Source organism: Pseudomonas sp. CFBP 8758 (assembly GCF_014841725.1).
Taxonomy (GTDB): Bacteria; Pseudomonadota; Gammaproteobacteria; order Pseudomonadales; family Pseudomonadaceae; genus Aquipseudomonas; species Aquipseudomonas baltica.
The window spans coordinates 1-26,521 of sequence record NZ_JACYUK010000007.1 but is presented as its reverse complement, the minus strand read 5'-3'; the positions used below and the strand labels follow the sequence as shown (position 1 = coordinate 26,521).

Genomic DNA, 26,521 nt, shown 5'->3' with positions numbered 1-26,521 from the left:
AAATACCGGTCAAGCGGGGCGGCAGATCCAGTGCAGGTAGCGACCCAGACCGGCAAACGCCGGGTGTCGTCGATGGGCAAGCTCCATTGTCACCAGTTGTTCCAAGTCGGCGCGCTTCTGGAAATCGATGGGCATGTAGTCGTGGAACACGCGCACACCGCTCCTGGATTCGACACGCCAGGCGCCGTCAAGTTGCGCAGCCAGTTCGCGCGGGTCCAATGGCTGCTGAGGCGTAAGGCTCTGCTTTTCGCCTGCCAGTTCATTGCTGTTCAGTTTGCGAAAGTGACCCTTGAGCAGATTGCGGTAAACCAGCGCATCGCGGTTGTAGAACGCCAATGACAGCCAGCCGTTGGCGGCAGTCAGCGAATGCAGGACGGGCAGAATGGCATGGGGCTCGGCCAGCCATTCCAGCACGGCGTGGCAGATCACCAGGTCGAATGCGGGCAATCCGAGCGCGGGCAGCTGCTGCCAGGACGCCTGGATGAACGTGGCGCTCTGGCCCGCTGCCGCGAAGCGCTCGCGCGCGCCCTCGAGCATCGGTTCGGCCGGTTCGCTGAAGGTGACATGGTGACCTTGCTCGGCCAGCCACAAGGCCATGTGGCCCAGGCCGCCGCCAATATCCAGCACGCGCAGGGAGCGCTGTGGCAGGGTTTCGCGCAGGTCGGCCTGGAGCACGGCAAGGCGGATCGCGCCCTTGGCGCCGCCATAGATCTTTTCGGCAAAGCGGGTCGCCAGTTGATCGAAATGGCGATCGTTCATCGAGCGAACCGCCGCTCGCTGTCAGCGAGTTTGGCGCGTACCACCTGGTCCATGTCCAAGCCCAGTTCGCTGCACAGCAGCAACAGGTACAGCACCACGTCACCGACTTCTTGGCCGGCATGTTCGAGCTGCTCGGGCGACAGTTGTCGTGACTGGTCTTCGGTCAGCCACTGGAAGATTTCCAGCAGCTCGGACATTTCCACGCTGGCCGCCATGGCGAGGTTCTTCGGGCTGTGAAAGCGCCGCCAATCGTTGTTTTCGCGTATCTGGTGGAGGCGTTGGGTAAGTGCGTCTAGGTTCATTGCAAAGCTCCTGAAGGCGCATAGCTTCAAGCCGAACTTTGCCGAACGCAATAGCTACAGAGCCAGAGGTCCCCAGGTGCCGCTCATGTGCAACAGCTCGTCGCGCCCATGCAATGCCAACTGCCCGCCGAGCCCTGCAGCGCTGGCGCGCAAGATCAACTCGCTGGGCAGGCGTACCGGTTTGTGGAATTCCACCGCCAGTTGGTAATTGCTCAACGGCAGGCGTTCGCGCAGGGCTGCCACACTTTGCGCCAGGCTCCACATGCCATGGGCAATGGCACTGGGAAAGCCGAACAGACGCGCGCTCAGGGCGCTCAGATGGATCGGGTTGTAATCGCCGGAGACGCGTGCGTAACGGCGTCCGGTGTCCGCCGCCGCATACCAGCGATGCACCTCCATCAGAGCCTGGTCCTGATGCTGGGCAGGAGCGTGCACGGGCTCTTGCAGGCCTTCGATTCTGGCATGGCGACACAGAAAAGTGCTGTGTTCCTGCCACAGCGGCCCCAAGGGGTCATCGACTTGGGTCACCAGGTCGAACGTCACGCCTTTTTCATGGCGCTGCAGGTTCTGCGCATGCACGCTGACCCGTACACCGGCCACCCCGCCCAAGGGTCGCAACACCTGAATGCGGTTGCGTAGGTGCACCAGGCCCAGCAGGGGAAACGGAAAGCTTTTATCGGTCATCAAGCGCATCTGCAAGGCAAAGGCCAGCACATGCGGGTAAGTGGCCGGCAGCATGCCGCCTTCGCCGAACCCGCACAGTTCGCGGTAGGCCGCCAAGTGTCGTGGGTCTGCCGACAGACTGCAACGCAGGCCCAGCTCAGGCAGACGCTCGCCAGTGATCTTGCGGTTGAGCGCTGCTTTCAGATAGGCGCTGGGCAGGTCGGGATTGCGTGCCAAAGTCTGCCAGTGAATTGCCATGTCAGGCCCCCAGAATGCTTTGGCCGCACACGCGCAGCACTTGGCCATTGACCGCACCACTGCCGGGCTGGGCCAGCCAGGCAACGGCTTCGGCAACGTCCTGCGGTTGGCCACCCTGGCCCAGTGAGCTCATGCGCCTCCCGGCTTCGCGCAGGGCAAAGGGCATCTGCGCCGTCATGCCGGTTTCGATGAAGCCAGGGGCCACGGCGTTGATGGTCGCACCGCGCGTGGCCAGCCTGGCGGCGAACGCTTCTGCCAGGCCGATCAGTCCGGCCTTGCTCGCGGCATAGTTGCTCTGCCCACGGTTGCCGGCAATCCCTGACGTCGAGGAAAGCAGTACCACGCGCCCGTCATCGCGCAGCGTGCCGCTGTCGAACAGCGCCTGGGTCAGCCGTTGCGGAGCGAGCAGGTTGACCGCGAGCACCGAGTCCCAATAGTCGGGTGTCATGTTGACCAGGGTCTTGTCGCGGGTAATGCCGGCGTTGTGCACCACGATGTCGATTCCCTCCGGCAGCGCGGCGATCAGCTGGCTTGCAGCGTCGTCGGCGCAGATGTCGAGGTCTATCGTGCGACCGCCCAGCCGTGCCGCCAGCGCTTGCAGGTCATGGCGTGCCTGGGGCACATCGAGCAGGATCACTTCGGCGCCGTCGCGCGCCAGGGTTTCCGCGATCGACGCACCGATGCCGCGTGCGGCGCCGGTGACCAGCGCCTTGCGGCCCGCCAACGGGCGGGTCCAGTCAGTGACCTGGCGGGCGCTGGCCTGCAGCGACAGCACCTGGCCCGACACGAAGGCACTCTTGGGCGAAAGAAAGAAGCGCAACGCACCTTCCAGCTGTTCGTCGGCGTCAGGCGCGACATACAGCAGCTGCAAGGTGCCACCGTTGCGCAACTCCTTGGCCAGCGACCGGCTGAAACCTTCCACAGCGCGCTGGGCGATGTGTGCTTCAGGGTCTTCGAGGTCGCGGGGGTTGCGTCCCAGAATGACCATGTGCGCGTTGTGGTCCAGGCTCTTGATCACCGGCTGGAAGAACTCGCGCAAGCGTGCCAGTTGGGTACCATCGACGATCTCGCTGGCGTCGAACACCACGGCCTTGAGCTTGGGCCCAAGGCCAGCGGTCCAGCTTGGGAGGTCGGCGGCGCCGTACGCGGTGTCGGTCAAGCGCGAAGCGAAGCTGGCCACCTTGTTGGCGAGCCCGCCGCCGCCCAGTAGCAGAGCACCTTCTACCGGTCGCAACCGTCCGGCTTGCCAGCGCTCCAGGCGTGCCGGCGAAGGCAGGCCGATGGCCCCTACCAGGCGACGACCGAGGTCGGAGTTGGCGAAGTCGATATATCGATCGGACATGGAACGTGCTCCGGTTCAAAGGGTTCAAAGTGTGGACCACGGCAAGGCGCGCGTCGTTCGCCCGGGCCCCGTGCCATGCATCATGCTCGACCCGGAATCTCGCTTCCGCCTTTCAATCCAGGAGGTTCGACATGAACCTAGACACGCATACGGTGCGCCGGGTTGCCATCGTTGGCAGCAATCGTATCCCGTTCGCTCGCGCCAACGGGCCCTACGCCCGAGTCGGCAATCAGGCCATGCTCACGGCCGCACTCGAAGGCCTGATCGAACGTTATGGTCTGCACGGCCTGCGCCTGGGTGAGGTCGCGGCCGGTGCGGTGCTCAAGCATTCCCGCGATTTCAACCTGACCCGTGAAAGCGTACTGGGCTCGCGGCTGTCGGCACAAACGCCGGCCTACGATGTTCAGCAAGCGTGTGGCACAGGTCTGGAAAGCGCGCTGCTGGTGGCCAACAAGATCGCTTTGGGCCAGATCGAATGCGGCATTGCCGGCGGTGTCGACAGTGCATCCGATGCGCCCATCGCGGTCGATGAAGGCTTGCGTCAGATCCTGTTGCAGACGCATCGAGCCAAATCGCTCGGCGAACGGGCCAAGGCATTGCTGCAACTGCGGCCGCAGCATTTGCGGCCCGAACTGCCGCGCAATGGCGAGCCGCGCACCGGTCTGTCGATGGGGCAGCATTGCGAGCTGATGGCGCAGCACTGGAACATCCCGCGTCACGAACAGGATGAGCTGGCGCTGCGCAGTCACCAGAACCTGGCCGCCGCCTATGCGCAAGGTTGGCAGGACGATCTCACCACGCCATTCGGCGGGCTGGTCCGCGACCATAATCTGCGTCCCGACCTGACCCTGGAAAAACTTTCGGCGCTCAAGCCCGTGTTCGAGAAAAACCGGCAGGGCACGCTCACGGCAGGCAATTCCACGCCCTTGACCGACGGCGCGTCGGTGGTGCTGTTGGCCAGCGAAGCCTGGGCCAGGGAGCGCGGGCTGCCGGTGCTGGCGTACTGGCGCGATGGGGAAACCGCTGCAGTGGACTTCGTGGGGGGGCAGGAAGGGCTGCTGATGGCGCCGGTCTACGCGGTTCCGCGGCTGTTGGCGCGCAACGGCTTGAGCCTGCAGGATTTCGATTACTACGAAATACATGAGGCCTTCGCCGCACAAGTGCTCTGCACCCTCAAGGCCTGGGAGGATGCAGACTACTGCCGCACGCGCTTGAACCTGGATGCGTCGCTGGGTTCGATTGACCGCAGCCGCCTCAACGTCAAGGGCAGTTCACTGGCGGCAGGGCACCCGTTCGCGGCCACCGGTGGCCGCATCCTCGGCAACCTGAGCAAGCTTCTGGACAACGCAGGCAGCGGTCGCGGCCTGATTTCGATTTGCGCAGCCGGTGGCCAGGGCGTCACGGCAATCATCGAGCGCTGACGGTTGCGCCCACAGGCACGCTGGTCGCTTCCACGCGCAGTTGGTTGGCATAGTTTTCCGCCATGATCGAACACACGATCAGCTGCAGCGGGTGATAGATCATGATCGGCAGCAGAATCAAGCCCAGTCCGGGGTTGCTGCCGAAGATCAACGCCGCCATCGGTGCGCCTGCCGCCAATGACTTCTTGCTGGCGCAGAACACGGCGGCCACCTTGTCGGCGTGGCTGAAGCCCAGCAGTTTGGCGGTGCGTGTGGTCAGCAGCAGGATCAGCGCCAACAGCAAGGCGCTCCCGCCCACGGCCATGGCCAATACCGATGCGCCCTGCTGCTGCCACAGCCCCGATACCATCGAATTGCAGAAGGCGGCATACACCAGCAGCAGGATCACGGCCTTGTCGATCAAGTTGGTGTAGCGCTTGTGCCGGCCGAAGAATTTGCCGAACAACGGCCGCATTAGTTGCCCCAGCACCAGCGGCAACAGCAGCATGGCGCACAGGTCGAGCAGGGTTTCCCCCAGGTCGATGCCCCCCGAACCGCCACCGACCACCAGCGCGCACAGAAACGGCGTGATGAAGATACCCAGCACGCTCGACAGGCTGGCGTTGAGGATCGCTGCCGGCACGTTGCCGCCCGCACTGCCCGTCAATGCCACCGATGACGAAATGGTCGAGGGCAGGGCGGCAAGGTACAGAAAGCCCACCATCAAGGTGCCGGGAATGAACGCGCCAAGGGTCTTGTCGCAGGCCAGCCACAGCAGCGGGAACACCACGAAGGTGAAGGCTTGCACCATCACATGCAGGCGCCAGTTCTTCAATCCGTGGCGGATCTGCTCGCTGGACAGGTTCATGCCATGCAGAAAGAACACCACGAACACGCCGATATTGGTCACCAGACCTGCGTGCATGGCACCGCCGGTGGCGCCGAACCTTGGAAAAATCCAGGCCAGCAGGACTGCCAGCACCATGCCGCAGAGGAACCAGTCGGTTACCACGCGCTTGAGGTGTTTGAGAATGTGCATGAATGAATCGCCTGTGCGTCGATGGACATTGAGAACGGCAGGCTAACTCAGGCACTCTATTACCGTCTTGCGACAGAGGGCCAATCAATGCCGCCAAACGGACATGCATCGTCACCACGCCCCATACCCGCCCTGGCAAGCCTGCCTCGACCGTTGTATGCGCGTGCCGAAAGCCTGGGTGCGGGATCGTGGACGCCCGCCCATCGACATGATTGGGCGCAGTTTTCCTACGCCATCAGCGGCGTCCTCGGCGTGCACACCGATGAAGGCAGTTTCTTCGCGCCGCCGCAGTGGGGTATCTGGATTCCGGCGGGAGTGGAACACAAGGTCGTCACCTCGATGCGCGCCGAGATGCGCAGTCTGTACGTGCGCAGAGAAGAGTCGCCCTTCCTCACGGAGCACTGCAAGGTGCTTGAGGTCACCCCGCTGGCACGCGAACTGATCAAGGGTTTCTGCGAGTTGCCCCATGACTACCCAGCCGGTGACACCGCTCAGTCACGTCTGGTGCAGGTATTGCTGGATCAGTTGGCAGGCCTGCCCGAGGTGGCGTTCTCGTTGCCCCTGCCCAGGGAACATCGGCTGTTGGCGTTGTGCAACCAGCTGATCGCTGCTCCCGATCAGGCCACCACGCTGACCCAGTGGGCAGGGCGCCTGGGAACGTCGGAAAAGACCCTGATGCGCCTGTTCCAGCGCGAAACCGGCATGAGCTATCGGGCCTGGCGGCAGCGCATGCGGCTGCTGTCGTCGCTGCAGGCGCTGGAAAACGGTGACAGTGTGACCACGGCCGCACTGAACAACGGTTATGAATCGACATCGGCCTTCATCGCAGCTTTCAAGGCGCTGTTCGGTTTCACCCCTGGCGAGCTTTAATGCGTGAGCGCCGCTGTCCATCAGCTGCGAAAGCGCTATGATCGTCCACCGCTTGGCGAGTTGTTTGCATCCTTTTACAGGCTCGGGTCGGCAAGCCGCGCTCGCTGTGAGACGATGCCGCCAGAATTCGCGTGTTTGGCTACGAAGGACCCAGAATAAAAGCTGATGAAGACTCCAAAACGCATTGAACCGCTGATCGAGGACGGTCTGGTGGACGAGGTGCTGCGACCGCTGATGAGCGGTAAAGAAGCAGCTGTCTATGTGGTGCGCTGTGGCAAGGAATTGCGCTGCGCCAAGGTCTACAAGGAGGCGAACAAACGAAGCTTTCGCCAGGCGGCCGAATATCAGGAAGGCCGCAAGGTGCGCAACAGCCGACAGGCTCGGGCCATGGCCAAGGGCTCCAAGTTCGGCCGCAAGGAAACCGAGGACGCCTGGCAGAACGCCGAGGTCGCGGCGTTGTTCCGGCTGGCCAGCGCCGGTGTGCGTGTGCCCAAGCCGTACGATTTTCTCGAGGGCGTCTTGCTCATGGAGATGATCTGCGACGAGGACGGCGATGCAGCCCCACGTCTCAACGACGTCGAGCTGGAACCGGACCAGGCGCGCGAGTACCACGCGTTCCTCATCCACCAGATCGTGCTGATGCTGTGCACAGGCCTGGTGCACGGCGACCTCTCCGAGTTCAACGTGCTGCTGACACCCGATGGCCCGGTGATCATCGATCTGCCGCAGGCCGTGGATGCGGCGGGCAACAACCACGCCTTCAGCATGCTCGAGCGTGACGTCGGCAACATGGCCAGCTATTTCGGCAGGTTCGCTCCCGAGCTTCGCCAGACGCGCTACGCCAAGGAAATGTGGGCGTTGTACGAAGAAGGCAAACTGCACCCGGCCAGCGTGCTGACCGGCGAGTTCGCAGAAGAAGAAGTGGAAGCCGATGTGGGCGGGGTCATGCGTGAAATCGAGGCCGCGCGCCTGGACGACATTCGCCGACGCGCCGCACGCGAGGCCGATGACCAGCCGACCAAGACAACGGAAGAACCGCCTCCGCCCTGGTTGCAATAAGCGGCCTGCTTGCCAGCTGACGCCGTTTTCCCTTGGTCAGCTGCAACAGCCCCCGGATGCCAGCTCCTGAAGGATCGGGCAGTCCGGGCGGTCATCGCCGTGACAGTGTTCCACCAGGTGTTCAAGGGTGTTGCGCAGGCTGCTCAGCTCGCCGATGCGGCGGTCGAGCTCGTCGATATGCCGGCGAGCCAGCTGCTTCACGTCGGCGCTGGCACGCTTGCGGTCTTGCCACAGCGTGAGCAGCCTGGCCACTTCCTCCAGGGAAAACCCAAGGTCGCGCGAGCGCTTGATGAAACCGAGCGTGTGCACGTCCGCTGCCTGATACAGGCGGTAGCCGCTGTCGGTGCGCACGGCTGGCGCGAGCAGGCCGATCGACTCGTAGTAACGGATCATCTTTGCGCTGAGGCCGCTTTCGCGGGCGGCCTGGCCAATGTTCATGCTCGAAATGTCCTCGGATGCGTTTGCGCCAGTATCAACCTTGCCCCTCTGGCAAGGTCAATACTCCAGAGGCTCGGGCTTCAAGTACAAGCCGGCGCTGCCTGCAGCGATACGGAATTTCTGAATCTGCCCGGCCTGCAGGGTCACGATTACCGGTTTGTACTCGGTCATGCCCGGCGCGCACCCAGGCGTTTGCCCCGGAAGCTGACGCAAACCGACCGACACGGGGCCTGGCGGCAGGTTGAACGACGTGGCCTGCTCCTGAAACAGTCGCCCGACCAGTTGGTCCTGCAGGTACACCCCGATCTCGCAGGACGTGGCGACTTCCAGGCGCTCGCGGGAAACGATCAGAATGCCGTATGGCTGACCGGTACTGGCACCGGCCCAACAGCTCTGCGCTGCCAGGGCACACATTCCGAAAAGCCATGCAGTGGTAGGGCGCATCGAGTTACTCCTGGCAGGGTGGCAAGCGTCCAGCTTGGACGAGCTGCACGGGGAATTCCAGCCCGGCCGATCCGTGCAGAACTTGATCTTTACCTTGACCTTGCCCCGATGGGAAGGTTGAGAATGATCGCAATCCCGTCCCGCGAGGTATTACCCATGCAACAGTTCACCGTGCAAGGCATGACCTGTGGCCACTGCGTACGCGCCGTGACCCAGGCAATCACCGCTCAGGATCCGGCTGCCCAGGTCCAGATCGACCTGGCAGTCGGCAAGGTCGAAATCGACAGCAACCTGCCGCCCGAGCGAATCGTCCAGCTGATCAGCGAAGAAGGCTACAGCGCGACACCCGCGTAACCCGGTTAGACTACGTCGCCTGTATTGTCAGGACGTAGTGAATACCCGATGAACTTCAAGACCATTCTGATCCTGGGGGCGCTCAGCGCATTCGGCCCCCTGGCAATCGACTTCTACCTGCCGGGCTTCCCTGCCATGGCGCTTGCCTTCGGCACCGACGAAAAGCACATCCAGACCACCCTGGCTGCCTACTTCCTCGGTCTGTCGATCGGCCAACTGATCTACGGCCCGGTCGCCGATCGCTTCGGTCGCCGGGTGCCCCTGCTCGTGGGCGTTTCGCTGTTCACCGCAGCTTCGCTGGCCTGTGCCTTCGCACCCACCCTGGACTGGCTCATTGTTGCCCGTTTCGTCCAGGCCCTGGGCGGTTGCGCTGGCATGGTGCTGGCCCGCGCCATCGTCAGTGACAAATGCGATGCAGTCGGCTCGGCCAAGGTGTTCTCGCAACTGATGCTGGTCATGGGCCTGGCGCCGATCCTGGCACCCATGCTCGGTGGCGTACTGGTCAACAGTTGGGGCTGGCAGTGGATCTTCATCCTGCTCACCCTGTTCAGCGCCGCCTGCACTTTGGCCGTCGCCCTGGGCCTGCCGGAAAGCATGCCCGCCGACAGGCCCAGACGCCCCCTTGCAGGCGCCCCCAGGCTGTACGGCGGCTTGTTGCTGGACCCTGTGTTCATGGGGCATGCGCTGACCGGCGGAATCGCCATGGCCGGCATGTTCGCCTACATCGCCGGGTCACCGTTCGTATTCATCAAGCTCTACGGCGTACCTGCCGAACACTATGGCTGGCTGTTCGGCAGCAATGCCGCAGGGTTCATCCTGATGGCGCAGGTCAATGCGCGCCTTCTGTCGCGCCGCGGTCCGGCGTTGCTGCTGTCACGCACCGTGTGGGTGTACATGGCAGCGGGTGCGGTACTGCTGGCACTCAGTGCGCTGCGGCCAACGGTCTTGTGGCCATTGCTGATCCCACTGTTCGTCTGTCTGGCGAGCCTGGGCGGGATCATCCCCAACGCCTCGGCGTGTGCCATGAGCGGACAGGGCTCACGCGCCGGCAGCGCTTCGGCGCTGTTGGGGTGCCTGCAATTCAGTCTTGCCGCCGCCGCCGCGTCGTTGGTCGGATTACTGCATGACGGCACGGCAATGCCGATGGCCTGGGTGATCGCTGGCTGCGGCATCCTTGCCGTCTGTGCGGCGGTACTGACACGCCGCTGCCAGCAGCGTCGCGACCTGCAGACAGCCCGCTAACCGGCGCTGGCCCCCCGCGCCTGCGGCAGGCCGTGGGGCGCCTGCAAGCGGGCTTCGAGGGTGGCGATGAAGGCCCGCGCCTCGGCTTCGCTGCGGAATGACACCGCATGCTGGTCCATACGCACCTGCCAGCAGCTGCCACGTGGTTGCTTCAACTCAGAAAGAAGAACTTTCATTGCGATGTCCTCGGGCTCGAGATGAGGACCCAGTGTAGTCCTCATTTCGGGCGTGCGAGCGTCATCGGATGCCCGTCAGACTGACGGCGAGGCAGCGCGAACCAAACAATCATGTAGGTCTGCAAGGACGGACATTGCGGGAAAAGTCCGCCCCGGCTGTGGGGTCAAACCTGTAATGAATGATGTATCCAACCGGTCTTCAGGCAACAGAGCGACGCGTTGCGGGCGCTTGAGCAAGCGTCCCGGAAAATGCCGATGGTAAGGGCGGGCCATACAAGTACAGGGTATTGCACACCCCTCGCATTCGATGCTGGTCCCCGGTGCTTTCGTCCAATTCCGTACAACGGCGGGGTGCATATAATCACCCCGGCAACCATTGCCAGATTGACGAACGTTTCCACAGGGAGTGAACACATGCAACCAACACCTTGCATCAGCCGGATCGCCACATTGCTGGCCGACCCCAAGCGCAGCGCCATGCTCTGGGCGCTCATCGACGGCACCACGCGAGGCGCCGACGAGCTGGCATCGCTGGCAGGTGTCTCGCCCTCGTCGGCAGGCGCGCATCTGGCGCGGCTGTCGGCAGGTGGTCTGCTGACCCTCGAAGCGCGTGGGCGCAAGCGTTTCTTCCGTCTGGCCAAGCCTGAAGTAGGGGCGGCGGTGGAGGCATTGGCCAGCGTCTCGTTGGTGCAAGCCAATGCGGGAATGGCGGCGCGCATCAGCGTGCCCAAACCGCGCTCGCCCAAGGCCCTGCATCAGGTGCGGCTGTGCGGTGATCATCTGGGCGGCGTGCTGGCGGCCGACCTGTTCCAGCGCATGGTCCAGAACGGCTGGCTCGAACACTATGAACAGCGGCTCGAAGTGACGGCGCTGGGCAGCAGCCGCCTGGCCAGCCAAGGCATCTATACGCAGGCATTGGTCAATCGCGAGCGCCAGCCGCTGCACAGCTGTTGCGACTGGAGCACCCAGCGCCCGCACGTCGGCGGCGCACTGGGTGCAGGGTTGCTGACCCTGTTCCTGCAGTCGGGCTGGCTCAAGCTCAACGAAGACAGCCGCACGCTGCAGGTTACCCGTCTGGGCATGAGCGAGATCGGTCGCTTGGGTACGTGATGGGGCGGGGGAGGCCGGGGTTCGACCCCGCCGGCCTCATTGCTTGATCAGGCGAGCATCCAGGCTGTTCTGCGCCAGGCGTTTGGCTTGGTCCTCGGTCATACCCAGATGGGTGTGCAGCGCGTAGTAGTTCTCGGTGACGTAGCCGCCGAAATAGGCCGGGTCATCGGAATTGACCGTGACCTTCACCCCACGTTCGAGCATGTCGAGAATGTTGTGCTGGCTCATGTGATCGAATACACACAGCTTGGTGTTGGAGAGCGGGCACACGGTCAGTGGAATCTGCTCGTCGATGATGCGCTGCATCAGGCGCTCATCCTCGATGGCGCGCACACCGTGGTCGATGCGCTGGATCTTGAGCAAGTCCAGGGCTTCCCAGATGTACTCGGGCGGGCCTTCCTCACCGGCATGGGCGACCGTCAGGAAGCCCTCTTCGCGGGCGCGGTCGAACACGCGCTTGAACTTGCTCGGCGGATGGCCCATCTCGGAGCTGTCCAGACCCACGGCAACGAACGCATCACGGAAAGGCAAGGCCTGATCCAGGGTCTTCTGCGCCTCGTCTTCGCTCAAATGGCGCAGAAAACTGAGGATCAGCCCGCTGTCGACGCCCAGCCGGGTACGGCCGTCATTCAGTGCGGCAGTGATGCCGCCCAGCACCGTTTCAAAGGCGATACCGCGGTCGGTGTGGGTCTGCGGATCGAAGAACGGCTCGGTGTGTACGACGTTCTGGGCCTGGCAGCGCAACAGATAGGCCCAGGTCAGGTCGTAGAAATCCTGCTCGGTGCGCAACACGTCGGCACCGCGGTAATACAGGTCGAGAAACTCCTGCAGGTTATTGAACGCATAGGCTCCACGCAGCGCCTCCACATCATTCCAGGGCAACGCGATCTTGTTGCGCTCGGCCAGGGCGAACAGCAGCTCGGGTTCCAGCGAGCCTTCCAGGTGCATGTGCAGTTCGGCCTTGGGCAAGGCATTGAGCCAGTCGTACATGGTGTTTTCGTTCTCTCATCAGGTGCAATCGTGCCCGATTCTACAGGTATTGCCCTTCACTCGCAGCCGCGAGGGCCCAACCGGCAGGTTCGTGCCGACGCCCGGCGGGTCGGCCCCGGTCGGAGGCCAGGCCATTCACGTCGAGGCGCGCGTGCTTTTTTCCACCACGCACATCGGCGTGCCCGCCACCGGCTCACGGACGATCTGCACCTGCACCTCGAATACCTGCTGCATCAATTGGGCATCGACGACCTGCCCAGGCGGACCATCGGCCACCAGCCGACCTTGATGCATGACCGCCAGATGATCGGCGTAGCGGCAGGCCTGGTTGATATCGTGCAACACCGTAACCACGGTCTTGCCTTCGGCGGCAAGCTGGCGCATCAGGTCGAGCAGCTCGACCTGATGGCTGATATCCAGGTAGGTCGTGGGCTCGTCGAGCAACACCACCGGCGTATCCTGCGCCAGCACCATGGCCAGCCAGGCCCTTTGCCGCTGGCCGCCGGAGAGGTCCGCCAGCGCGGTGTCGGCCAGTGATTCCAGGCCCATGCGCTTCAGGGCCTGCTCCACGGCGTTGCGGTCCGCGCCGCTCAGGCGCCCCCAGAAGCTGTTGTGCGGGCTGCGCCCATAGGCCACCAGCTGGGCAACGCTGACCCCTTCGGGAATGGGCAATACCTGCGGCAGGAACGCCACATGCTGCGCCAACGCGCGCGACGACAGCTGCGCGTAGGGTTGGCCATCCAGGCTCACCGTCCCGCATTGCGGCGTGATGATGCGTGCCAGGGCCTTGAGCAGCGTCGATTTGCCACAGCCATTGGGCCCGATCAGCGCGGTGACTTGCCCGCCAGGCGGGGTGAACGAGAGATTGCGTACGATAGGCGTGGCGCCGTAGCCGATATCGACGCCGTCGGCCTTGATGATGCTCATGATGTCAGCCCTTGAAGCGTGCCAGCAGCCAGAGAAAGTAAGGTGCGCCGATGACCGCGGTCAGAACGCCCGCCGGGATCTCGCTGGGCGCGATCAGTGTGCGTCCCAGCGTGTCGGCCAGCACCAGCAACAGAGCACCGATCAACATCGAGGCCGGCAGCAGGTGCTGATGATGCCCGCCCACCAGGCGGCGCGCCATGTGCGGCGCGACCAAGCCAAGAAAGCCAACCGGGCCGATGATGCCCACCCCCAGGCTGCTCAACAGCACCGCTGCGCCCATCGCCAGCCAGCGTGTGCGCTTGAGTGCGGTACCCAGGCTGTGGGCCGCTTCGTCGCCCAGGCCGATCAGGTTCAGCGGTTTCGCCAGGCCCAGCGCCAATGGCATCAGCACCACGAACGGCAGGGCCAGCGCCAGATGATGCCAACTGCGGCTCCACAAGCTGCCCGTCAAGGCCAGCAACGCCGTGTTGATGTCCAGCGGGTGCGACAGAATCAGAAACTCGGTGATGCTCGACAGGGTCACGGCGATCGCCACCCCGGACAACGCAAAGCGCACGCCGGAAAAACTCACACCGCTGTTGTACAGCGCCAGCAGCAGTGCGCCACCGGCGCCGCCCACGCCGGCCACCAGCGGGAGCCAGGTGAAGGGCAATTGCGGCACCGCGATGATGGCGATGGTCAGGGCCAGCCCCGCGCCCTGGGTCACCCCCAGAATCTCCGGGGAAGCCAGCGGGTTGCGAATCACCCCCTGCACCAGGGCGCCGGCCAGGCCCAGGGCGCTGCCGGTCAGGATCGCGATCAATCCGCGCGGCAAGCGATGATTCCACACTTCGAAGTCCAGCGGGTCATGCGCCAGCAAACGCTCGAACACTGCACTTGGCGCCAGCCAGGAGGTGCCTGCGCTCAGGCTCAGCCACAAGGCAGCGAGCAACAGCGCCAGCAGGATCAGCAGGCGAGGGTAGGGCCGGGTCATTGCGTACGCCTGGCTAGGTAGAGGAAGAACGGTGCACCGATCAGCGCGGTCACCACCCCAGCCGGCGTTTCCGCCGGGAAGGCCACGGCGCGGCTCACAAGGTCGGCCGCCAGCACGATCGCCGCACCCAGCAAGGCGCTCGCCGGAATCAGCCAGCGATAGTCGTTGCCCAGGTATTGCCGGGCGATGTTCGGCGCGATCAGGCCCACGAAGCCGATCGGACCGACCGCGCAGACACTGGCACCCACCAGCAGCAGACTGGCGAAAAACACCTGCAGGCGCAGGCTGGCGATACCGACGCCCAGCGAGCGAGCCGCCTCCTCGCCCAGATTCACCAGGTTCAGGCGTGGCGCGCAGAAGAGTGCCCACAGGGCACCGATCAGAGTGCAGGGCCACAACAGTTGCAGTTGCGCAGCACCGACGTTGGCCAGCGATCCGGCCAGCCAGTTGAGCACGCTCTGTGCCTGCGCCTCGACCAGTATCACGGTCAGCCGCGTCAACGCCGCACACAGTGCCGCCACGGTCACTCCGGCCAGCACCAGTCGGCCTTGCGCCGCCGCTGGGGACCAGGCGCCACCCAGGCTGAAAACGATCACCCAGGCCAGGGCACCCCCCACACACGTCATCAGCAACGCGCCGCCTGCGAACGGCAGGGCCACCAGGCCCGTGGAGAACAACGCCAGGCCCAGCGCGGCGCCTGCCGTGACCCCGAACAGGGACGGCGACGCCAAGCGGTTGCGGGTAATGCCCTGCATCAATGCACCGGCCAGTCCCAGGCAGGCACCGACCAACGCCGCGCAAAGTGCCCGTGGCACCCGCAGCTGGGCGACGATATAGGCCATGTTGCCGCCCTCACGGCCCTGGCTGAACAGCCCGTTGAAGGCATCCGCCTGGCTGATCGTGAACGGCGACCAGGCGTACAGCGACATCCAGAACAGCCCGGCGACGACCACCGTGCCCAGCGCCATCGCCCACCAACGCCTCATTCAGGGCGTCATGGCGGCTTTGCCGCCCTTGAGAATGGCCAGGGCGTCTTCGGCAATCTGCTCGGACGCCATCACCCCGCGGTTGCGGGCCCAGGTGTCACCGTCGACCTCTGCAACCTGATGATTGCGCACTGCGCCCAGCACTTGCCACAGCGGCTGCTGGCTCCAGCTGTCGACCAGGCTCGGATGCCGGTAGTGCCCGACGAGCAGCCACGCAGGGTCCAGCGCCAGCAGTTGTTCCAGGCTGACGAACTCGGTCGGTGCCGCGTTGCTGCGTACCGGCGGAACCTGCAAACCGATTGCCGCCAATACGCTGCCCGCATAGGAGTGCGGTCCATGTACGGAGAAGCTGTCTTCCCGCGCCACACCGAACAGCACCTTGGTACCGGCGGGCACCTGCCCGGCGATGTCGGCGAGGCTGCGACGGTTCTGCGCGATCCGCGCCTGCATCGCTTCGCTCTTGCCCAACGCCCGGCCAATCAACTCGGCGGACTTCAAGCTGCCTTCATAGTCTTCCCCGCGCGAAGGCAGCAGCAAGGTCGGCGCCAGGCTTGCCAGGTCGGCGTAGAGCGCCTGATGGCGATTGAGATCGGCAATGATCAGGTCAGGCTTGAGCCGCGCGATCTGTTCGATGCTGGGCTGGGCGCGCAGGCCCACCGAGCTCCACTGACCAATGGCCTGACGTACTCTGGGCAATACGCGATTGGCATCGCCATCGTCGGCGGCGCCAACCGGGGTGACGCCGACTGCCGCCAGGCTATCGAGAAAGGAGAATTCCAGCACCACCACACGTTGCGGCGCCTGGGGCAGATGGACGGTGTGTTGGCCATCGTTGATATCGATGGGCGCTGCGACGACCAGTCGTGTGCACAAGGCCAGGGCACTGGCGACGATCATCGAGGTGAGGCGGGAACTGCGCATGGACAAATACCTTCGCTGTGGAACCTGCGCGCTGGGCAGGCGCGCAAAAACGGCGGGTACTATTCCATATCAAGCTGTTGTGATCAAAAAACATTCTCTTTTACGAGTGTTTCGCGCTTTCGGGCTTACCTTCGAAACGGTGGGTGCGACTCAGCACTCCACCAGGTTGACCGCCAACCCGCCGCGCGAGGTTTCCTTGTACTTGTCGTGCATGTCGGCGCCAGTGTCACGCATGGTCCGGATGGCGTGATCCAGCGAGATGAAGTGCTCGCCATCACCGCGCAGCGCCATTTGCGCGGCATTGATCGCCTTGACCGCGGCAATCGCATTGCGCTCGATGCACGGCACCTGGACCAGCCCTCCGACCGGATCGCAGGTCAGCCCCAAGTTGTGCTCCAGGCCGATTTCCGCTGCGTTCTCGACCTGTTCGGGCGTGGCACCCAGCACCTCGGCCAAGCCGGCAGCCGCCATGGCGCAAGCCGAACCCACTTCACCCTGGCAGCCCACCTCGGCGCCGGAAATCGACGCGTTCTTCTTGCACAGGATGCCTACCGCCGCAGCTGCCAGGAAGAACCGGACCACGTCGTCGGCCGACGCTTCCGGGCAGAACTTCATGTAGTAGTGCAACACCGCCGGAATGATCCCGGCCGCGCCGTTGGTGGGGGCGGTCACCATGCGCCCGCCGGCGGCATTCTCCTCGTTCACCGCCAGAGCAAAGACGTTGACCCATTCCATGGCACTGAGGGTGGAGCCAATGACGTTGGGCTTGCCGATCTCTTGCAGATTCTGGTGCAGACGATAGGCCCGGCGGCGCACGTTCAGCCCGCCTGGCAGAATGCCTTGCCCGGTCAGACCTTTATCCACGCAGGCCTGCATCGCTTGCCAGATCACCGCCAACTGTTCGCGGATCTGCGCTTCGGAACGCCAGGCCTTTTCGTTTTCCATCATCAGTGCCGCAATGCTCAGGCCGGTGCGCTTGCACAGGCTCAGCAACTGCGCCGCCGAGGAAAAGTCGTAGGGCAGGACGGTGGTGTCGTTGTCCAGCACACCGCTGGCAGCCTGCTCGGCATCGACCACGAAACCGCCACCGACCGAATAGTAGGTCTGCTCATGCACCTCGCCGTTCTGCAGGTGCGCCACCAAGGTCATGCCATTGGGGTGGTAGGGCAGGCTCTCATCGAGCAGAAGCATGTCGCGCTGCCAGTCGAAATGAATCATGTGATCGCCCAGCTGCAGGCATTGCCGCTGGATCACTTCGTCGACCCGAGGCCCGACGGTGTCCGGGTCGACCCGATCGGGCCATTCGCCCATCAAGCCCATCAGGGTCGCGCGGTCACTGCCATGGCCTATGCCGGTGGCGGACAGCGAGCCATACAAGCGGGCTTCGATCCGCTCCACCAGCGGTGCCATGCCTTGTTCGGTGAGATTTTTGGCAAACAGGGCAGCGGCGCGCATCGGGCCCACCGTATGCGAACTGGAGGGGCCGATGCCGATCTTGAACATGTCGAATACGCTGATAGCCATGTCTGCCTCATTCTCTCTCTATACACTCGTGCCTTATCTTTGGCCTGACAGACATTTCAGACAAACGATACTTACTAAGTCACTGTTTAGCGGGGCTCACCGATGAGCAAGATCCTCAATGCCCAAATGCACGCCTGGCTGCAGGTGTTTGCCTGCGCCGCACGGCATCTGTCCTTCACCCGCTGCGCCGATGAATTGCATGTGACCCCCGGTGCCATCAGCCAGCAGATGAAGCAATTGGAAGATCGCCTGGGCTTTGCGCTGTTCCATCGGGTGGGTCGCGGCCTGCAATTGACTGCGCAGGGCCAGCGCCTTGCGGTGGTCGCCAACGAAGTGCACAGCCGCATCGACGAAGAACTGCGGCTGTTGCATTCCGGCACCATCGGCGGGGTGTTCAAGCTGCGCAGCATCCCTTCCTTTTTGAGCAAGTGGCTGATGCCACGGTTGCCCAGCCTCGAGCGGGCTTTTCCCGAGCTCCAGCTGCGGGTGATCGCCGAGGACAGCAGCGGCTCACTGCGTGACGACGATTTCGACCTGGCCATCGACCTCAACGATGGCAGCTACCCAGGCCTGGTCACTACACCGTTGCTGGAAGAGGAACTGTTCCCGGTGTGCTCGCCCACTCTGCTTGAGGGTCGTCCGCCCTTGGACAGCCCTGGCCAGCTGGTGCACTTCCCATTGCTGCACGACATAACCGCCTGGCGCGGCAGCTATGAATATGCAGAGTGGGAGTTCTACCTCTCGGCGATAGGCGCCGAAGGCATCGATGTGCGCCGCGGCCACACTTTCAATCGCAATCACCTGACCATCGATGCGGCGCGCATGGGCATGGGTGTTGCCATCGCCCGTCGCGCGCTGATCACCGACGAGCTGGAACAAGGCTCGCTGATCGTGCCGTTCGGATGGCCCATCCAGGCCCGCAAGAAATACGTGCTGGCGTACCGCGAAGGCGCCCTCAATACCCCCACCCGACGCGCCATCCATGACTGGCTGGTGGCCCAGGCACAGGGCCGGCCCTGAACCTTTGCCGTGATCGCACACTCTGATCCGCTGATTCTTGTTACATCCAGTTACTTACCGCGGCACAGGTCGCAGCAATCAGCGAAGGCAGGCCATGATCGCGTTACTCAAGCAGGAAAAATTTCTACTTCTGGCGGTGATCGCCGCATGCGTCGCCTTTCCGGCCGAGCACTACCTGCTCAGCCACGGCCAAGGCGTGGCTCTGGGCGCAGGCATCGCCCTGGTCGTGGCGATCATCTTCGCCTCGGTGCGCGTGGCGGGACATGCCGAATTGCTTGCCGAAAAATTCGGCGACCCCTACGGCACCATGATCCTCACCCTCTCGGCGGTACTGGTCGAAGTGGTGGTACTGGGCATCATGATGAGCAACGAGCCGTCACCGACTTTGGTGCGCGACACCATCTATTCGGCGGTGATGCTCGACATCAACGGCATCCTCGGCCTCGCCGCACTGATGGGTGGCCTCAAGCACGGCGAGCAGTCCTACAACGACGATTCGGCGCGTAGCTACAGCGTCATGATCCTCACCGCCATGGGCGTGTCCATGGTGGTCCCCGAGTTCATCCCCGAGGGCAACTGGAAGGTCTATTCGGGCTTCACCATCGGCGCCATGCTGGTGCTCTACGCGTTGTTCCTGCGCATGCAGGTCGGCCCGCACAGCTACTTCTTCAGCTACAACTACCCGGAAAAGAAGAAGCGCAAGGGCGTGACCACCGAACCCGAGAAGCCGGTTCATCTGGGTTGGTCGGTGGGTACCCTGGTGTTCGGTATCGTCGTCATCGGCGCCCTGGCCGAAGTCATGTCCAAGACCATCGACCTGGGTCTCGAGGGCACCGGCGCACCACCGGTGATGACGGCCATTCTGGTGGCAGCCATTTCCGCTGCGCCGGAAATCCTGACGGCACTGCGTGCAGCATTGGCCAACCGCATGCAGTCGGTGGTCAACATTGCCCTGGGTGCCTCGCTGTCAACGGTGATCCTTACCGTACCGGTCATGGAAGGCCTGGCCCTGTACAGCGGCCAGCCGTTCCAGATGGCAATGACACCGGTGCAGACAGTGATGATCTTCATCACCCTGCTGGTCTGCGCGATCAACCTCAACGACGGCGAAACCAACGCCATCGAAGGCATGACTCACTTCGTGTTGTTCGCGACCTTCATCATGCTATCGATCCTGGGCCTGTAAACCACCGTCTAACTGGCAACGCCCGCATCCTGTAGGAGCGGGCAGTGCCCGCGAAGAGGCCCCCGCTGACACCACCGCTTCCCTCGGACCTCACCAGTCGATCTTCTCGCCCTTGTAATCGAGAAACTGCAACCCACCCTTGCCCAGCTGCGCGGTGATCACATCCACCAATCCACGGGTACTGGTGGCAACGTCCAGACTGGCACCGTCGCCGCCCATGTCGGTCTTCACCCAGCCCGGATGCATCGACAGCACCGTCAACTGCGGCCGCGCCAACTCGGTCACGAAGGTATTGGTCATCGAATTCAAGGCCGCCTTGCTCGCTTTGTACAAGGCCATGGGCGACCCTTCAGGCATCGCCACACTGCCCAGCACCGAACTCATGAAGGCGATCGCACCGCCATCGGCGACATTGCCCGCCAGTCGCTGGGCCAGACGGATCGGCGCCACGGCATTGATGACGAACAGTTCACCGATGTCTGCATCGCTGGCCTGGTCGGTGTTGTAGCCCGCCGGCCCGGACACCCCGGCATTGATGAACAGCAGGTCGAAGGTCTGCTGCTGCAGCCGCAGGCTCAGGGCGTCCATGGACTCCAGGCGAGTCATCTCCAGCGCCTCCACCTTCGCGCCGGTGGCCGTCAGCGCCGGCGGCACCTTGTCCAGATCGCGAACCGTGGCCGTCACCTCCCAGCCATCTTCGCTCAAGCGTTCCACCAGCCCCAGACCCAGGCCACGGGATGCACCAATCACCAACGCTTTCTTTGCAGTTGTCATTGCCACTCTCCTGAACAAAGGAAACAGACTAGCACTCGCTGTCAGCAACGACGCGCTCAAGACGCGATGGCTTGCAGCACGATCCGTCCCCTGGAAAGGTCGGCAAGCTGCTGCGCCAGGGTAGCGATGGCCTCACTGGCCACTGCCAGCTGCAGATCGACCCCATTGCTGGTGAAATCTTCTGCAGTCACCAACCCCTGAACCTCGGCCACCCGAAGCTTGACCAGGGCCAGCTCACTGAATGTGCAGGAACAGCTCACCGCCACCCGCGCGATCAACAGGCGCTTGGGCGCCTGCTGCAGGCATTTGTTCGCCCCTCCGCCATAGGCACGGGCCAACCCTCCTGTACCCAACTGAATGCCGCCGTACCAGCGAATCACCAGCACCACCACCTGATCGCAATCCTGTGCCTCGATCGCCGCCAGGATCGGTCGGCCTGCGGTACCGCCTGGCTCGCCATCGTCGTTGCTGCGGTACTGATCGCCCAGTTTCCACGCCCAGCAGTTATGGGTCGCGGCCAGGTCACTGGTCTGTTCGATGAAGGCCTGGGCGTCCTGCACGCTGGCTATCGGCGCGGCGAGGGTGATGAATCGACTCTTGCGAATCTCCTCGCGGTACTCGCAGGGTCCCAGCAGGGTAGAAGGCATGCTTATCTCTTGGCTGTTGCAGTGGTCACACTGCAGGGGTCAAGCCGCATCCTTTCAGAATGATGCGGATCAGGTTGTCACTGGCGTGTTCGAAGTCTTGCCGCGTCAGGCGCGCCTGTCCGGTCACCCGGCAGATCTGCGTGGCGAAGTCGGCGTAATGCTGGGTACTGCCCCACAGCAGAAAGATCAGGTGCACGGGGTCGACGGGGTCCATCTTGCCGGCGTCGATCCAGGCCTGGAACACCGCGGCACGCCCCGCGAACCAGCTGCGGTAGTCCTGGCTGAAGTACTCGCTCAGGCACTCGCCGCCGCTGATGATCTCCATCGCGAAGATCCGTGACGCCAGTGGCTGGCGGCGCGAGAACTCCATCTTGGCACGGATGTAGCGGGTCAGCGCCTGCGCCGGATCATCCTCGGCGCGCAACGTATTGAAGGTGCTGTCCCACAGCTCGATGATGTTGCTCAGCACCGCAATGTACAGGCCGAGTTTGTTGGTGAAGTAATAGTGCAGGTTGGCCTTGGGCAAGCCTGCATTCAACGCAATGGTGTTCATGCTGGTGCCCTTGAAACCGTGCCGGGCGAACTCGTCTTCGGCCGCTTTTAGAATCGCTTCTTCATTCTTCTGGCGGATGCGGCTGGCAGGTTTGCCACTGGCCGAGGCGCTGTGCGCGGGGACTTCAAGACTCATGGGCGATTTCCGAACCGATCGTTTGAATACTGCAGATGCGTTGATAGCGTACCCGCCCTGATCCGACAAGCCTTGATGGATAAACCACGACGATCCTTCAGCGCGTCTGCGCCAGGCTTTCCAGAAAGCTTTCCAGCACCAGATGGGGCCTTCTGCCCTTGCGCGTCACCCAGGACAACGTCAGGTCATAGAACCGCTCGCTCGGTTTCAACGCCCGCAGACGCCCCTGTTGTACCCAGAAAGTGGCGTAATGGTCGGGCAGGTAGCCGATGTAGCGTCCCGTCAGAATCAGAAACGCCATGCCCTCGCGATCCGAGGCGCTGGCTGTGCACTTGAGCACCTGGTAACGCGCCTGGATATCGGCTGGCAGACGAAATGTCGGCGCGATGGCTTCCTGTGCGTTGAGGCGGTCGCCATCGAGCGCCTCGTCACTGGCGTAGAACAGCGGGTGGCCGACCGCGCAGTACAACAACGAACGCTCACTGTACAGCGGCTGGTACTCCAGCCCCGACAGCGGGCTCGACTGCGGCACCACGCCAACATGCAAGCTGCCATCGAGCACGCCCTGCTCGACCTGGCTGGGCGCGATCATCCGGATCTGGATGCGCACATCGGGCCCACGGTCCTTGAGTTGCGCCAGCGCATGGGTGATGCGCATGTGCGGCAGCGTCACCAGGTTATCGGTCAGGCCAATGTTCAACTCGCCACGCAGGTGCTGGTGCAGGCCGTTGACGCCGGTGCGGAAGCTTTCCAGCGCCGCCAGCAACTGCAGCGCCGATTGATAGACCTCGCGGCCTTCTTCGGTCAGGGAAAACCCTGCGCGGCCACGCTGACACAGGCGCAGGCCCAAACGCTGCTCGAGGTCGCTCATCTGCTGGCTGATCGCCGAACGACCGATGCCCAGGACGTTTTCCGCCGCAGAAAAGCCGCCGCACTCCACCACGCTGCGAAAGATGCGCAGCAGGCGAATATCGAAATCACTGACCTGCGCGAGCGGATCGGGGCGACGGCTCATAGTTTAGTAGCTGCCTGACTGAAGATCGAAAAAGTTGGGTTTTCCAGACTTTATCGTCGTGACACCGTAGAGGCAACACGCTTGTCATCGCGTCTTCAATCGCTCAATGAGGTCTGTGCACATGAACATGCCCGAGAACGCCCCTGTCGGCATCACCAGCCAGCTCAAGCTGGATGCTCACTGGATGCCGTACACCGCCAACCGCAGCTTCCAGCGTGACCCGCGGATCATCGTCGCGGCCCAAGGCAGCTGGCTGACCGACGACAAGGGCCGGCAGATCTACGACAGCCTCTCCGGTCTGTGGACCTGCGGTGCGGGCCATACGCGCAAGGAAATCCAGGAAGCGGTATCGCGTCAGCTCGGTGTGCTCGACTACTCGCCCGCGTTCCAGTACGGCCATCCGCTGTCCTTCCAGCTGGCGGAAAAAATCACCGACCTGACTCCCGGCAATCTCAATCACGTCTTCTATACCAACTCCGGCTCCGAGTGCTGCGACACCGCCGTGAAAATGGTCCGTGCCTATTGGCGCCTGAAAGGCCAGGCCACCAAGACCAAGATGATTGGCCGGGCCCGTGGCTACCACGGTGTCAACGTTGCCGGCACCAGCCTGGGCGGCGTCAACGGCAACCGCAAGATGTTCGGCCAGATGATGGATGTCGACCACATCCCCCATACCCTGCTGCCGGGCAATACCTATTCCAAGGGATCGCCGGAGGAGGGTGGCATTGCCTTGGCCGATGAAATGCTCAAGGTCATCGAGCTGCACGACGCTTCCAACATCGCCGCCCTGATCGTCGAGCCCATGGCGGGTTCGGCAGGCGTGCTGCCACCGCCCAAGGGCTACCTCAAGCGCCTTCGTGAAATCTGCGACCAGCACAATATCCTGCTGATCTTCGACGAGGTCATCACCGGCTTCGGGCGCACCGGCGCCATGTTCGGTGCCGACACCTTCGGCGTGACCCCGGACCTGATGTGCATCGCCAAGCAGATCACCAACGGCGCCATTCCGATGGGCGCCGTCATCGCCAGCACCGAGATCTACCAGACCTTCATGAACCAGGCGACGCCCGAGTACGCCGTGGAATTCCCCCACGGCTATACCTACTCGGCGCACCCGGTGGCCTGCGCCGCCGGCCTTGCCGCGCTGGAGCTGCTGCAGCGCGAAAACCTGGTGCAGAACGTCGCCGAGCTGGCACCGCATTTCGAAAACGTGCTGCACGGCGTCAAGGGCGCGAAGAACATCGTCGACATTCGCAACTATGGCCTTGCCGGCGCGATCCAGCTGGCGCCACGCGATGGCGATGCCATCGTGCGCCCCTATGAGGTGTCCATGAAGCTATGGAAAGCCGGATTCTACGTGCGTTTCGGCGGCGACACCCTGCAGTTCGGCCCAACCTTCAACGCCCAGCCGCAAGACCTCGATCGCCTGTTCGATGCTGTTGGCGAAGCCCTCAACCAGATCGACTGACCTTTTTTCCAAGGAGCCCATTGCATGAGCACTATCCAACACTTGATCAACGGCGATCTGGTTTCCAGCGGCGACCGTACGGCCGATGTCTTCAACCCGTCGACCGGCCAGGCCATCCGCAAACTCCAGCTGGCCAGCCGCGAGACCGTGCAACTGGCCATCGACGCCGCCAAGGCCGCGTTTCCAGCCTGGCGCAAGACTCCAGCGGCCAAGCGTGCCCAGGTGATGTTCCGTTTCAAGCAACTGCTCGAGCAGAACGAAGCCAAGATCGCCCAGATGATCAGTGAAGAGCATGGCAAAACGCTGGAAGACGCTGCAGGTGAACTCAAGCGCGGCATCGAAAACGTCGAGTTCGCCTGCGCAGCACCTGAGGTGCTCAAGGGTGAGTACAGCCGCAACGTCGGTCCCAATATCGATGCCTGGTCCGATTTCCAGCCACTGGGTATCGTTGCCGGTATCACGCCGTTCAACTTTCCGGCCATGGTCCCGCTGTGGATGTACCCCTTGGCCATCGTCTGCGGCAACTGCTTCATCCTCAAGCCGTCCGAGCGTGATCCCAGCTCTACACTCTATATAGCGCAACTGCTGTTGGAGGCGGGCCTCCCGGCTGGCGTACTCAATGTCGTGCACGGTGACAAGGTCGCGGTGGACGCGCTCATCGAAGCGCCGGAGGTCAAGGCACTGAGTTTCGTTGGCTCCACGCCGATCGCCGAGTACATCTACAGCGAAGGCACCCGTCGCGGTAAACGCGTTCAGGCCCTGGGTGGCGCGAAAAACCACGCGGTGTTGATGCCCGACGCTGATCTCGACAACGCGGTCAGCGCCTTGATGGGCGCAGCCTACGGTTCCTGCGGTGAGCGCTGCATGGCCATTTCGGTAGCCGTGTGCGTCGGCGACCAGGTCGCCGACGCCCTCGTGGCCAAGCTGACTCCGCAGATCAAGTCGCTGAAGATCGGCGCCGGCACGTCTTGTGGTCTGGACATGGGCCCACTGGTGACCGCCCAGGCCCGTGACAAGGTCTCAGGCTATGTCGACGACGGTGAGCAGGCCGGCGCCAAGCTGGTCGTGGACGGTCGCGGTCTGAGTGTATCGGGCAACGAAGAAGGCTTCTTCCTCGGCGGGTGCCTGTTCGACCACGTCACTCCGCAGATGCGTATCTATAAAGAAGAAATCTTCGGCCCGGTGTTGTGCATCGTCCGTGTCGAAAGCCTCGAGCAGGCCATGCAGTTGATCAACGACCATGAATACGGCAACGGCACTTGCATCTTCACCCGCGACGGTGAAGCGGCACGCCTGTTCTGCGACGAGATCGAAGTCGGCATGGTCGGCGTCAACGTACCGCTGCCGGTGCCGGTCGCCTATCACAGCTTCGGCGGCTGGAAGCGCTCCCTGTTCGGCGACCTGCATGCCTATGGCCCGGATGGCGTACGCTTCTACACGCGACGCAAGGCCATTACCCAGCGGTGGCCACAACGTGCCAGCCACGAAGCGTCGCAGTTCGCCTTCCCTAGCCTTTAAGCGTCGAGAAAGGGCGGGCCGCCAGGCCCGCCCTTTGCTTTTAGGGATATATGACAGTTTTTTGAAATTACCTGTTGACGCCCCTCTCAATGTGTCTATAATTCGCCCCACTTCCGGCGCAGCCGAAACGATAAACTCCTTGTTAATCAATGAGTTGGCCGTTTCAGAAGGTTCGGAAGGGTTTCGATCGTCAAGGTCGGAAGCGGTGAAAAAGGCAGTTGACAGCGGTTTGAAACGCTGTAGAATTCGCCTCCCGCTGACGAGCGATCGAAGCGAGTCAAGTGTTTGAAGTTGTTCAGGTTTCTGGCCAAATACTTCGAAATAAACGCTTGACAGAATGTGAGGCTAGCGTAAAATGCGCGCCTCGGTTGAGACGAAAGAATCAACCCACCGCTCTTTAACAATTGAATCAAGCAATTCGTGTGGGT

General features: G+C 63.0%; 28 protein-coding genes. 10 read left to right on the top strand and 18 right to left on the bottom strand.

The features are described 5' to 3' along the window. Positions 1-9: 9 nt before the first annotated feature. The 4 genes from IFT75_RS16130 to IFT75_RS16115 are packed head-to-tail and all read right to left on the bottom strand — an operon-like array spanning position 10 to position 3,324. Positions 10-759, bottom strand: a complete 750-nt coding sequence (locus tag IFT75_RS16130; protein ID WP_192055680.1) for a methyltransferase — start codon at positions 757-759, stop codon at positions 10-12. Further along, positions 756-1,061, bottom strand: a complete 306-nt coding sequence (locus IFT75_RS16125) for a nucleotide pyrophosphohydrolase (RefSeq protein ID WP_185795262.1) — start codon at positions 1,059-1,061, stop codon at positions 756-758. Before IFT75_RS16125 ends, IFT75_RS16130 begins: the two co-directional genes overlap by 4 nt. A gap of 54 nt (positions 1,062-1,115) precedes the next feature. Further along, entirely contained in the window at positions 1,116-1,982 is an 867-nt protein-coding gene (locus tag IFT75_RS16120) for a MaoC family dehydratase (RefSeq protein ID WP_192055678.1), read from the bottom strand. 1 nt (position 1,983) lies between these two features. Continuing rightward, positions 1,984-3,324 carry a 3-oxoacyl-ACP reductase gene (locus IFT75_RS16115; RefSeq protein WP_185795260.1) on the bottom strand — a complete coding sequence of 447 codons (1,341 nt, stop codon included), beginning with the start codon at positions 3,322-3,324 and terminating at the stop codon, positions 1,984-1,986. Between the two features lie 131 nt (positions 3,325-3,455). Between IFT75_RS16115 and IFT75_RS16110 the strand changes: the two genes are divergently transcribed. Next, positions 3,456-4,745, top strand: coding sequence for an acetyl-CoA C-acetyltransferase (locus IFT75_RS16110; RefSeq protein WP_192055676.1), 1,290 nt, complete (start codon positions 3,456-3,458; stop codon positions 4,743-4,745). Here IFT75_RS16110 and IFT75_RS16105 read toward each other — a convergent pair. After that, positions 4,732-5,763, bottom strand: coding sequence for a bile acid:sodium symporter family protein (locus IFT75_RS16105; RefSeq protein WP_185795258.1), 1,032 nt, complete (start codon positions 5,761-5,763; stop codon positions 4,732-4,734). The two genes, IFT75_RS16110 and IFT75_RS16105, sit on opposite strands and share 14 nt — an antisense overlap. Before the next feature lie 87 nt (positions 5,764-5,850). On the opposite strand from IFT75_RS16105, the gene IFT75_RS16100 reads away from it, so the two are divergent. Both IFT75_RS16100 and IFT75_RS16095 read left to right on the top strand, forming a co-directional pair. Next, the gene (locus tag IFT75_RS16100; protein WP_192055675.1) at positions 5,851-6,633 is read left to right on the top strand and encodes an AraC family transcriptional regulator; all 783 of its coding nucleotides are present in this window, start codon (positions 5,851-5,853) and stop codon (positions 6,631-6,633) included. 165 nt (positions 6,634-6,798) lie between these two features. Beyond that, on the top strand, positions 6,799-7,692 hold the full coding sequence (locus IFT75_RS16095; RefSeq protein ID WP_122480286.1) for a PA4780 family RIO1-like protein kinase: 894 nt from the start codon (positions 6,799-6,801) through the stop codon (positions 7,690-7,692). A 36-nt stretch (positions 7,693-7,728) separates the two neighbouring features. On the opposite strand, the gene cueR is transcribed toward IFT75_RS16095, so the two are convergent. Next, positions 7,729-8,130 (bottom strand): Cu(I)-responsive transcriptional regulator, encoded by a 402-nt coding sequence (gene cueR, locus IFT75_RS16090; RefSeq protein WP_192055673.1) that lies wholly within the window; start codon positions 8,128-8,130, stop codon positions 7,729-7,731. A gap of 57 nt (positions 8,131-8,187) precedes the next feature. Continuing rightward, a complete protein-coding gene (locus IFT75_RS16085; protein ID WP_122714690.1) occupies positions 8,188-8,574 on the bottom strand; it encodes a hypothetical protein in 387 nt (128 codons plus the stop codon). Between the two features lie 156 nt (positions 8,575-8,730). Between IFT75_RS16085 and IFT75_RS16080 the strand changes: the two genes are divergently transcribed. Next, positions 8,731-8,928: a heavy-metal-associated domain-containing protein gene (locus IFT75_RS16080; protein ID WP_122480283.1), complete on the top strand. Its 198-nt coding sequence runs from the start codon at positions 8,731-8,733 to the stop codon at positions 8,926-8,928. 48 nt (positions 8,929-8,976) lie between these two features. Beyond that, positions 8,977-10,170 carry a multidrug effflux MFS transporter gene (locus tag IFT75_RS16075; protein ID WP_185795255.1) on the top strand — a complete coding sequence of 398 codons (1,194 nt, stop codon included), beginning with the start codon at positions 8,977-8,979 and terminating at the stop codon, positions 10,168-10,170. Here IFT75_RS16075 and IFT75_RS16070 read toward each other — a convergent pair. Next, positions 10,167-10,346, bottom strand: coding sequence for a hypothetical protein (locus tag IFT75_RS16070; RefSeq protein ID WP_122480281.1), 180 nt, complete (start codon positions 10,344-10,346; stop codon positions 10,167-10,169). The genes IFT75_RS16075 and IFT75_RS16070 overlap by 4 nt on opposite strands. Before the next feature lie 414 nt (positions 10,347-10,760). Between IFT75_RS16070 and IFT75_RS16065 the strand changes: the two genes are divergently transcribed. Beyond that, positions 10,761-11,456 carry an ArsR/SmtB family transcription factor gene (locus IFT75_RS16065; protein WP_122480280.1) on the top strand — a complete coding sequence of 232 codons (696 nt, stop codon included), beginning with the start codon at positions 10,761-10,763 and terminating at the stop codon, positions 11,454-11,456. Positions 11,457-11,492: 36 nt separating this feature from the next. Here IFT75_RS16065 and IFT75_RS16060 read toward each other — a convergent pair whose 3' ends face one another. The 6 genes from IFT75_RS16060 to IFT75_RS16035 form a co-directional block, all read right to left on the bottom strand. Next, positions 11,493-12,446 (bottom strand): adenosine deaminase, encoded by a 954-nt coding sequence (locus tag IFT75_RS16060; protein ID WP_192055671.1) that lies wholly within the window; start codon positions 12,444-12,446, stop codon positions 11,493-11,495. A gap of 135 nt (positions 12,447-12,581) precedes the next feature. Beyond that, complete coding sequence (gene fecE, locus IFT75_RS16055) at positions 12,582-13,373, bottom strand: Fe(3+) dicitrate ABC transporter ATP-binding protein FecE (RefSeq protein ID WP_192055669.1); 792 nt, start codon at positions 13,371-13,373, stop codon at positions 12,582-12,584. A 4-nt stretch (positions 13,374-13,377) separates the two neighbouring features. Continuing rightward, entirely contained in the window at positions 13,378-14,346 is a 969-nt protein-coding gene (locus IFT75_RS16050) for an iron chelate uptake ABC transporter family permease subunit (RefSeq protein WP_192055667.1), read from the bottom strand. Further along, positions 14,343-15,332 carry an iron-dicitrate ABC transporter permease FecC gene (gene fecC, locus IFT75_RS16045; RefSeq protein WP_192055665.1) on the bottom strand — a complete coding sequence of 330 codons (990 nt, stop codon included), beginning with the start codon at positions 15,330-15,332 and terminating at the stop codon, positions 14,343-14,345. The genes IFT75_RS16050 and fecC overlap by 4 nt, the downstream gene beginning before the upstream one ends. Continuing rightward, positions 15,333-16,229 (bottom strand): Fe(3+) dicitrate ABC transporter substrate-binding protein, encoded by an 897-nt coding sequence (locus tag IFT75_RS16040; protein ID WP_244652775.1) that lies wholly within the window; start codon positions 16,227-16,229, stop codon positions 15,333-15,335. It lies immediately after the preceding gene. 174 nt (positions 16,230-16,403) lie between these two features. Continuing rightward, positions 16,404-17,777 carry an L-serine ammonia-lyase gene (locus IFT75_RS16035; RefSeq protein WP_192055662.1) on the bottom strand — a complete coding sequence of 458 codons (1,374 nt, stop codon included), beginning with the start codon at positions 17,775-17,777 and terminating at the stop codon, positions 16,404-16,406. Positions 17,778-17,879: 102 nt separating this feature from the next. Between IFT75_RS16035 and IFT75_RS16030 the strand changes: the two genes are divergently transcribed. Both IFT75_RS16030 and IFT75_RS16025 read left to right on the top strand, forming a co-directional pair. Further along, positions 17,880-18,797: a LysR substrate-binding domain-containing protein gene (locus tag IFT75_RS16030; protein ID WP_192055661.1), complete on the top strand. Its 918-nt coding sequence runs from the start codon at positions 17,880-17,882 to the stop codon at positions 18,795-18,797. A 94-nt stretch (positions 18,798-18,891) separates the two neighbouring features. Beyond that, a complete protein-coding gene (locus IFT75_RS16025) occupies positions 18,892-19,983 on the top strand; it encodes a calcium:proton antiporter (protein ID WP_192055659.1) in 1,092 nt (363 codons plus the stop codon). Between the two features lie 90 nt (positions 19,984-20,073). On the opposite strand, the gene IFT75_RS16020 is transcribed toward IFT75_RS16025, so the two are convergent. The 4 genes from IFT75_RS16020 to IFT75_RS16005 form a co-directional block, all read right to left on the bottom strand. Beyond that, positions 20,074-20,757 carry an SDR family oxidoreductase gene (locus IFT75_RS16020; protein ID WP_122480271.1) on the bottom strand — a complete coding sequence of 228 codons (684 nt, stop codon included), beginning with the start codon at positions 20,755-20,757 and terminating at the stop codon, positions 20,074-20,076. Between the two features lie 56 nt (positions 20,758-20,813). Beyond that, entirely contained in the window at positions 20,814-21,404 is a 591-nt protein-coding gene (locus IFT75_RS16015) for an IMPACT family protein (protein WP_192055657.1), read from the bottom strand. A gap of 25 nt (positions 21,405-21,429) precedes the next feature. Continuing rightward, a complete protein-coding gene (locus IFT75_RS16010; protein WP_122714705.1) occupies positions 21,430-22,092 on the bottom strand; it encodes a TetR/AcrR family transcriptional regulator in 663 nt (220 codons plus the stop codon). 97 nt (positions 22,093-22,189) lie between these two features. After that, the gene (locus IFT75_RS16005; RefSeq protein WP_122480268.1) at positions 22,190-23,107 is read right to left on the bottom strand and encodes a LysR family transcriptional regulator; all 918 of its coding nucleotides are present in this window, start codon (positions 23,105-23,107) and stop codon (positions 22,190-22,192) included. Positions 23,108-23,228: 121 nt separating this feature from the next. Here IFT75_RS16005 and IFT75_RS16000 point away from each other — a divergent pair, with 121 nt between their 5' ends. Both IFT75_RS16000 and IFT75_RS15995 read left to right on the top strand, forming a co-directional pair. Next, on the top strand, positions 23,229-24,575 hold the full coding sequence (locus IFT75_RS16000) for an aspartate aminotransferase family protein (RefSeq protein ID WP_192055655.1): 1,347 nt from the start codon (positions 23,229-23,231) through the stop codon (positions 24,573-24,575). Between the two features lie 24 nt (positions 24,576-24,599). Then, a complete protein-coding gene (locus IFT75_RS15995; RefSeq protein WP_122480266.1) occupies positions 24,600-26,093 on the top strand; it encodes a CoA-acylating methylmalonate-semialdehyde dehydrogenase in 1,494 nt (497 codons plus the stop codon). The last annotated feature ends 428 nt before the right edge of the window (positions 26,094-26,521 follow it).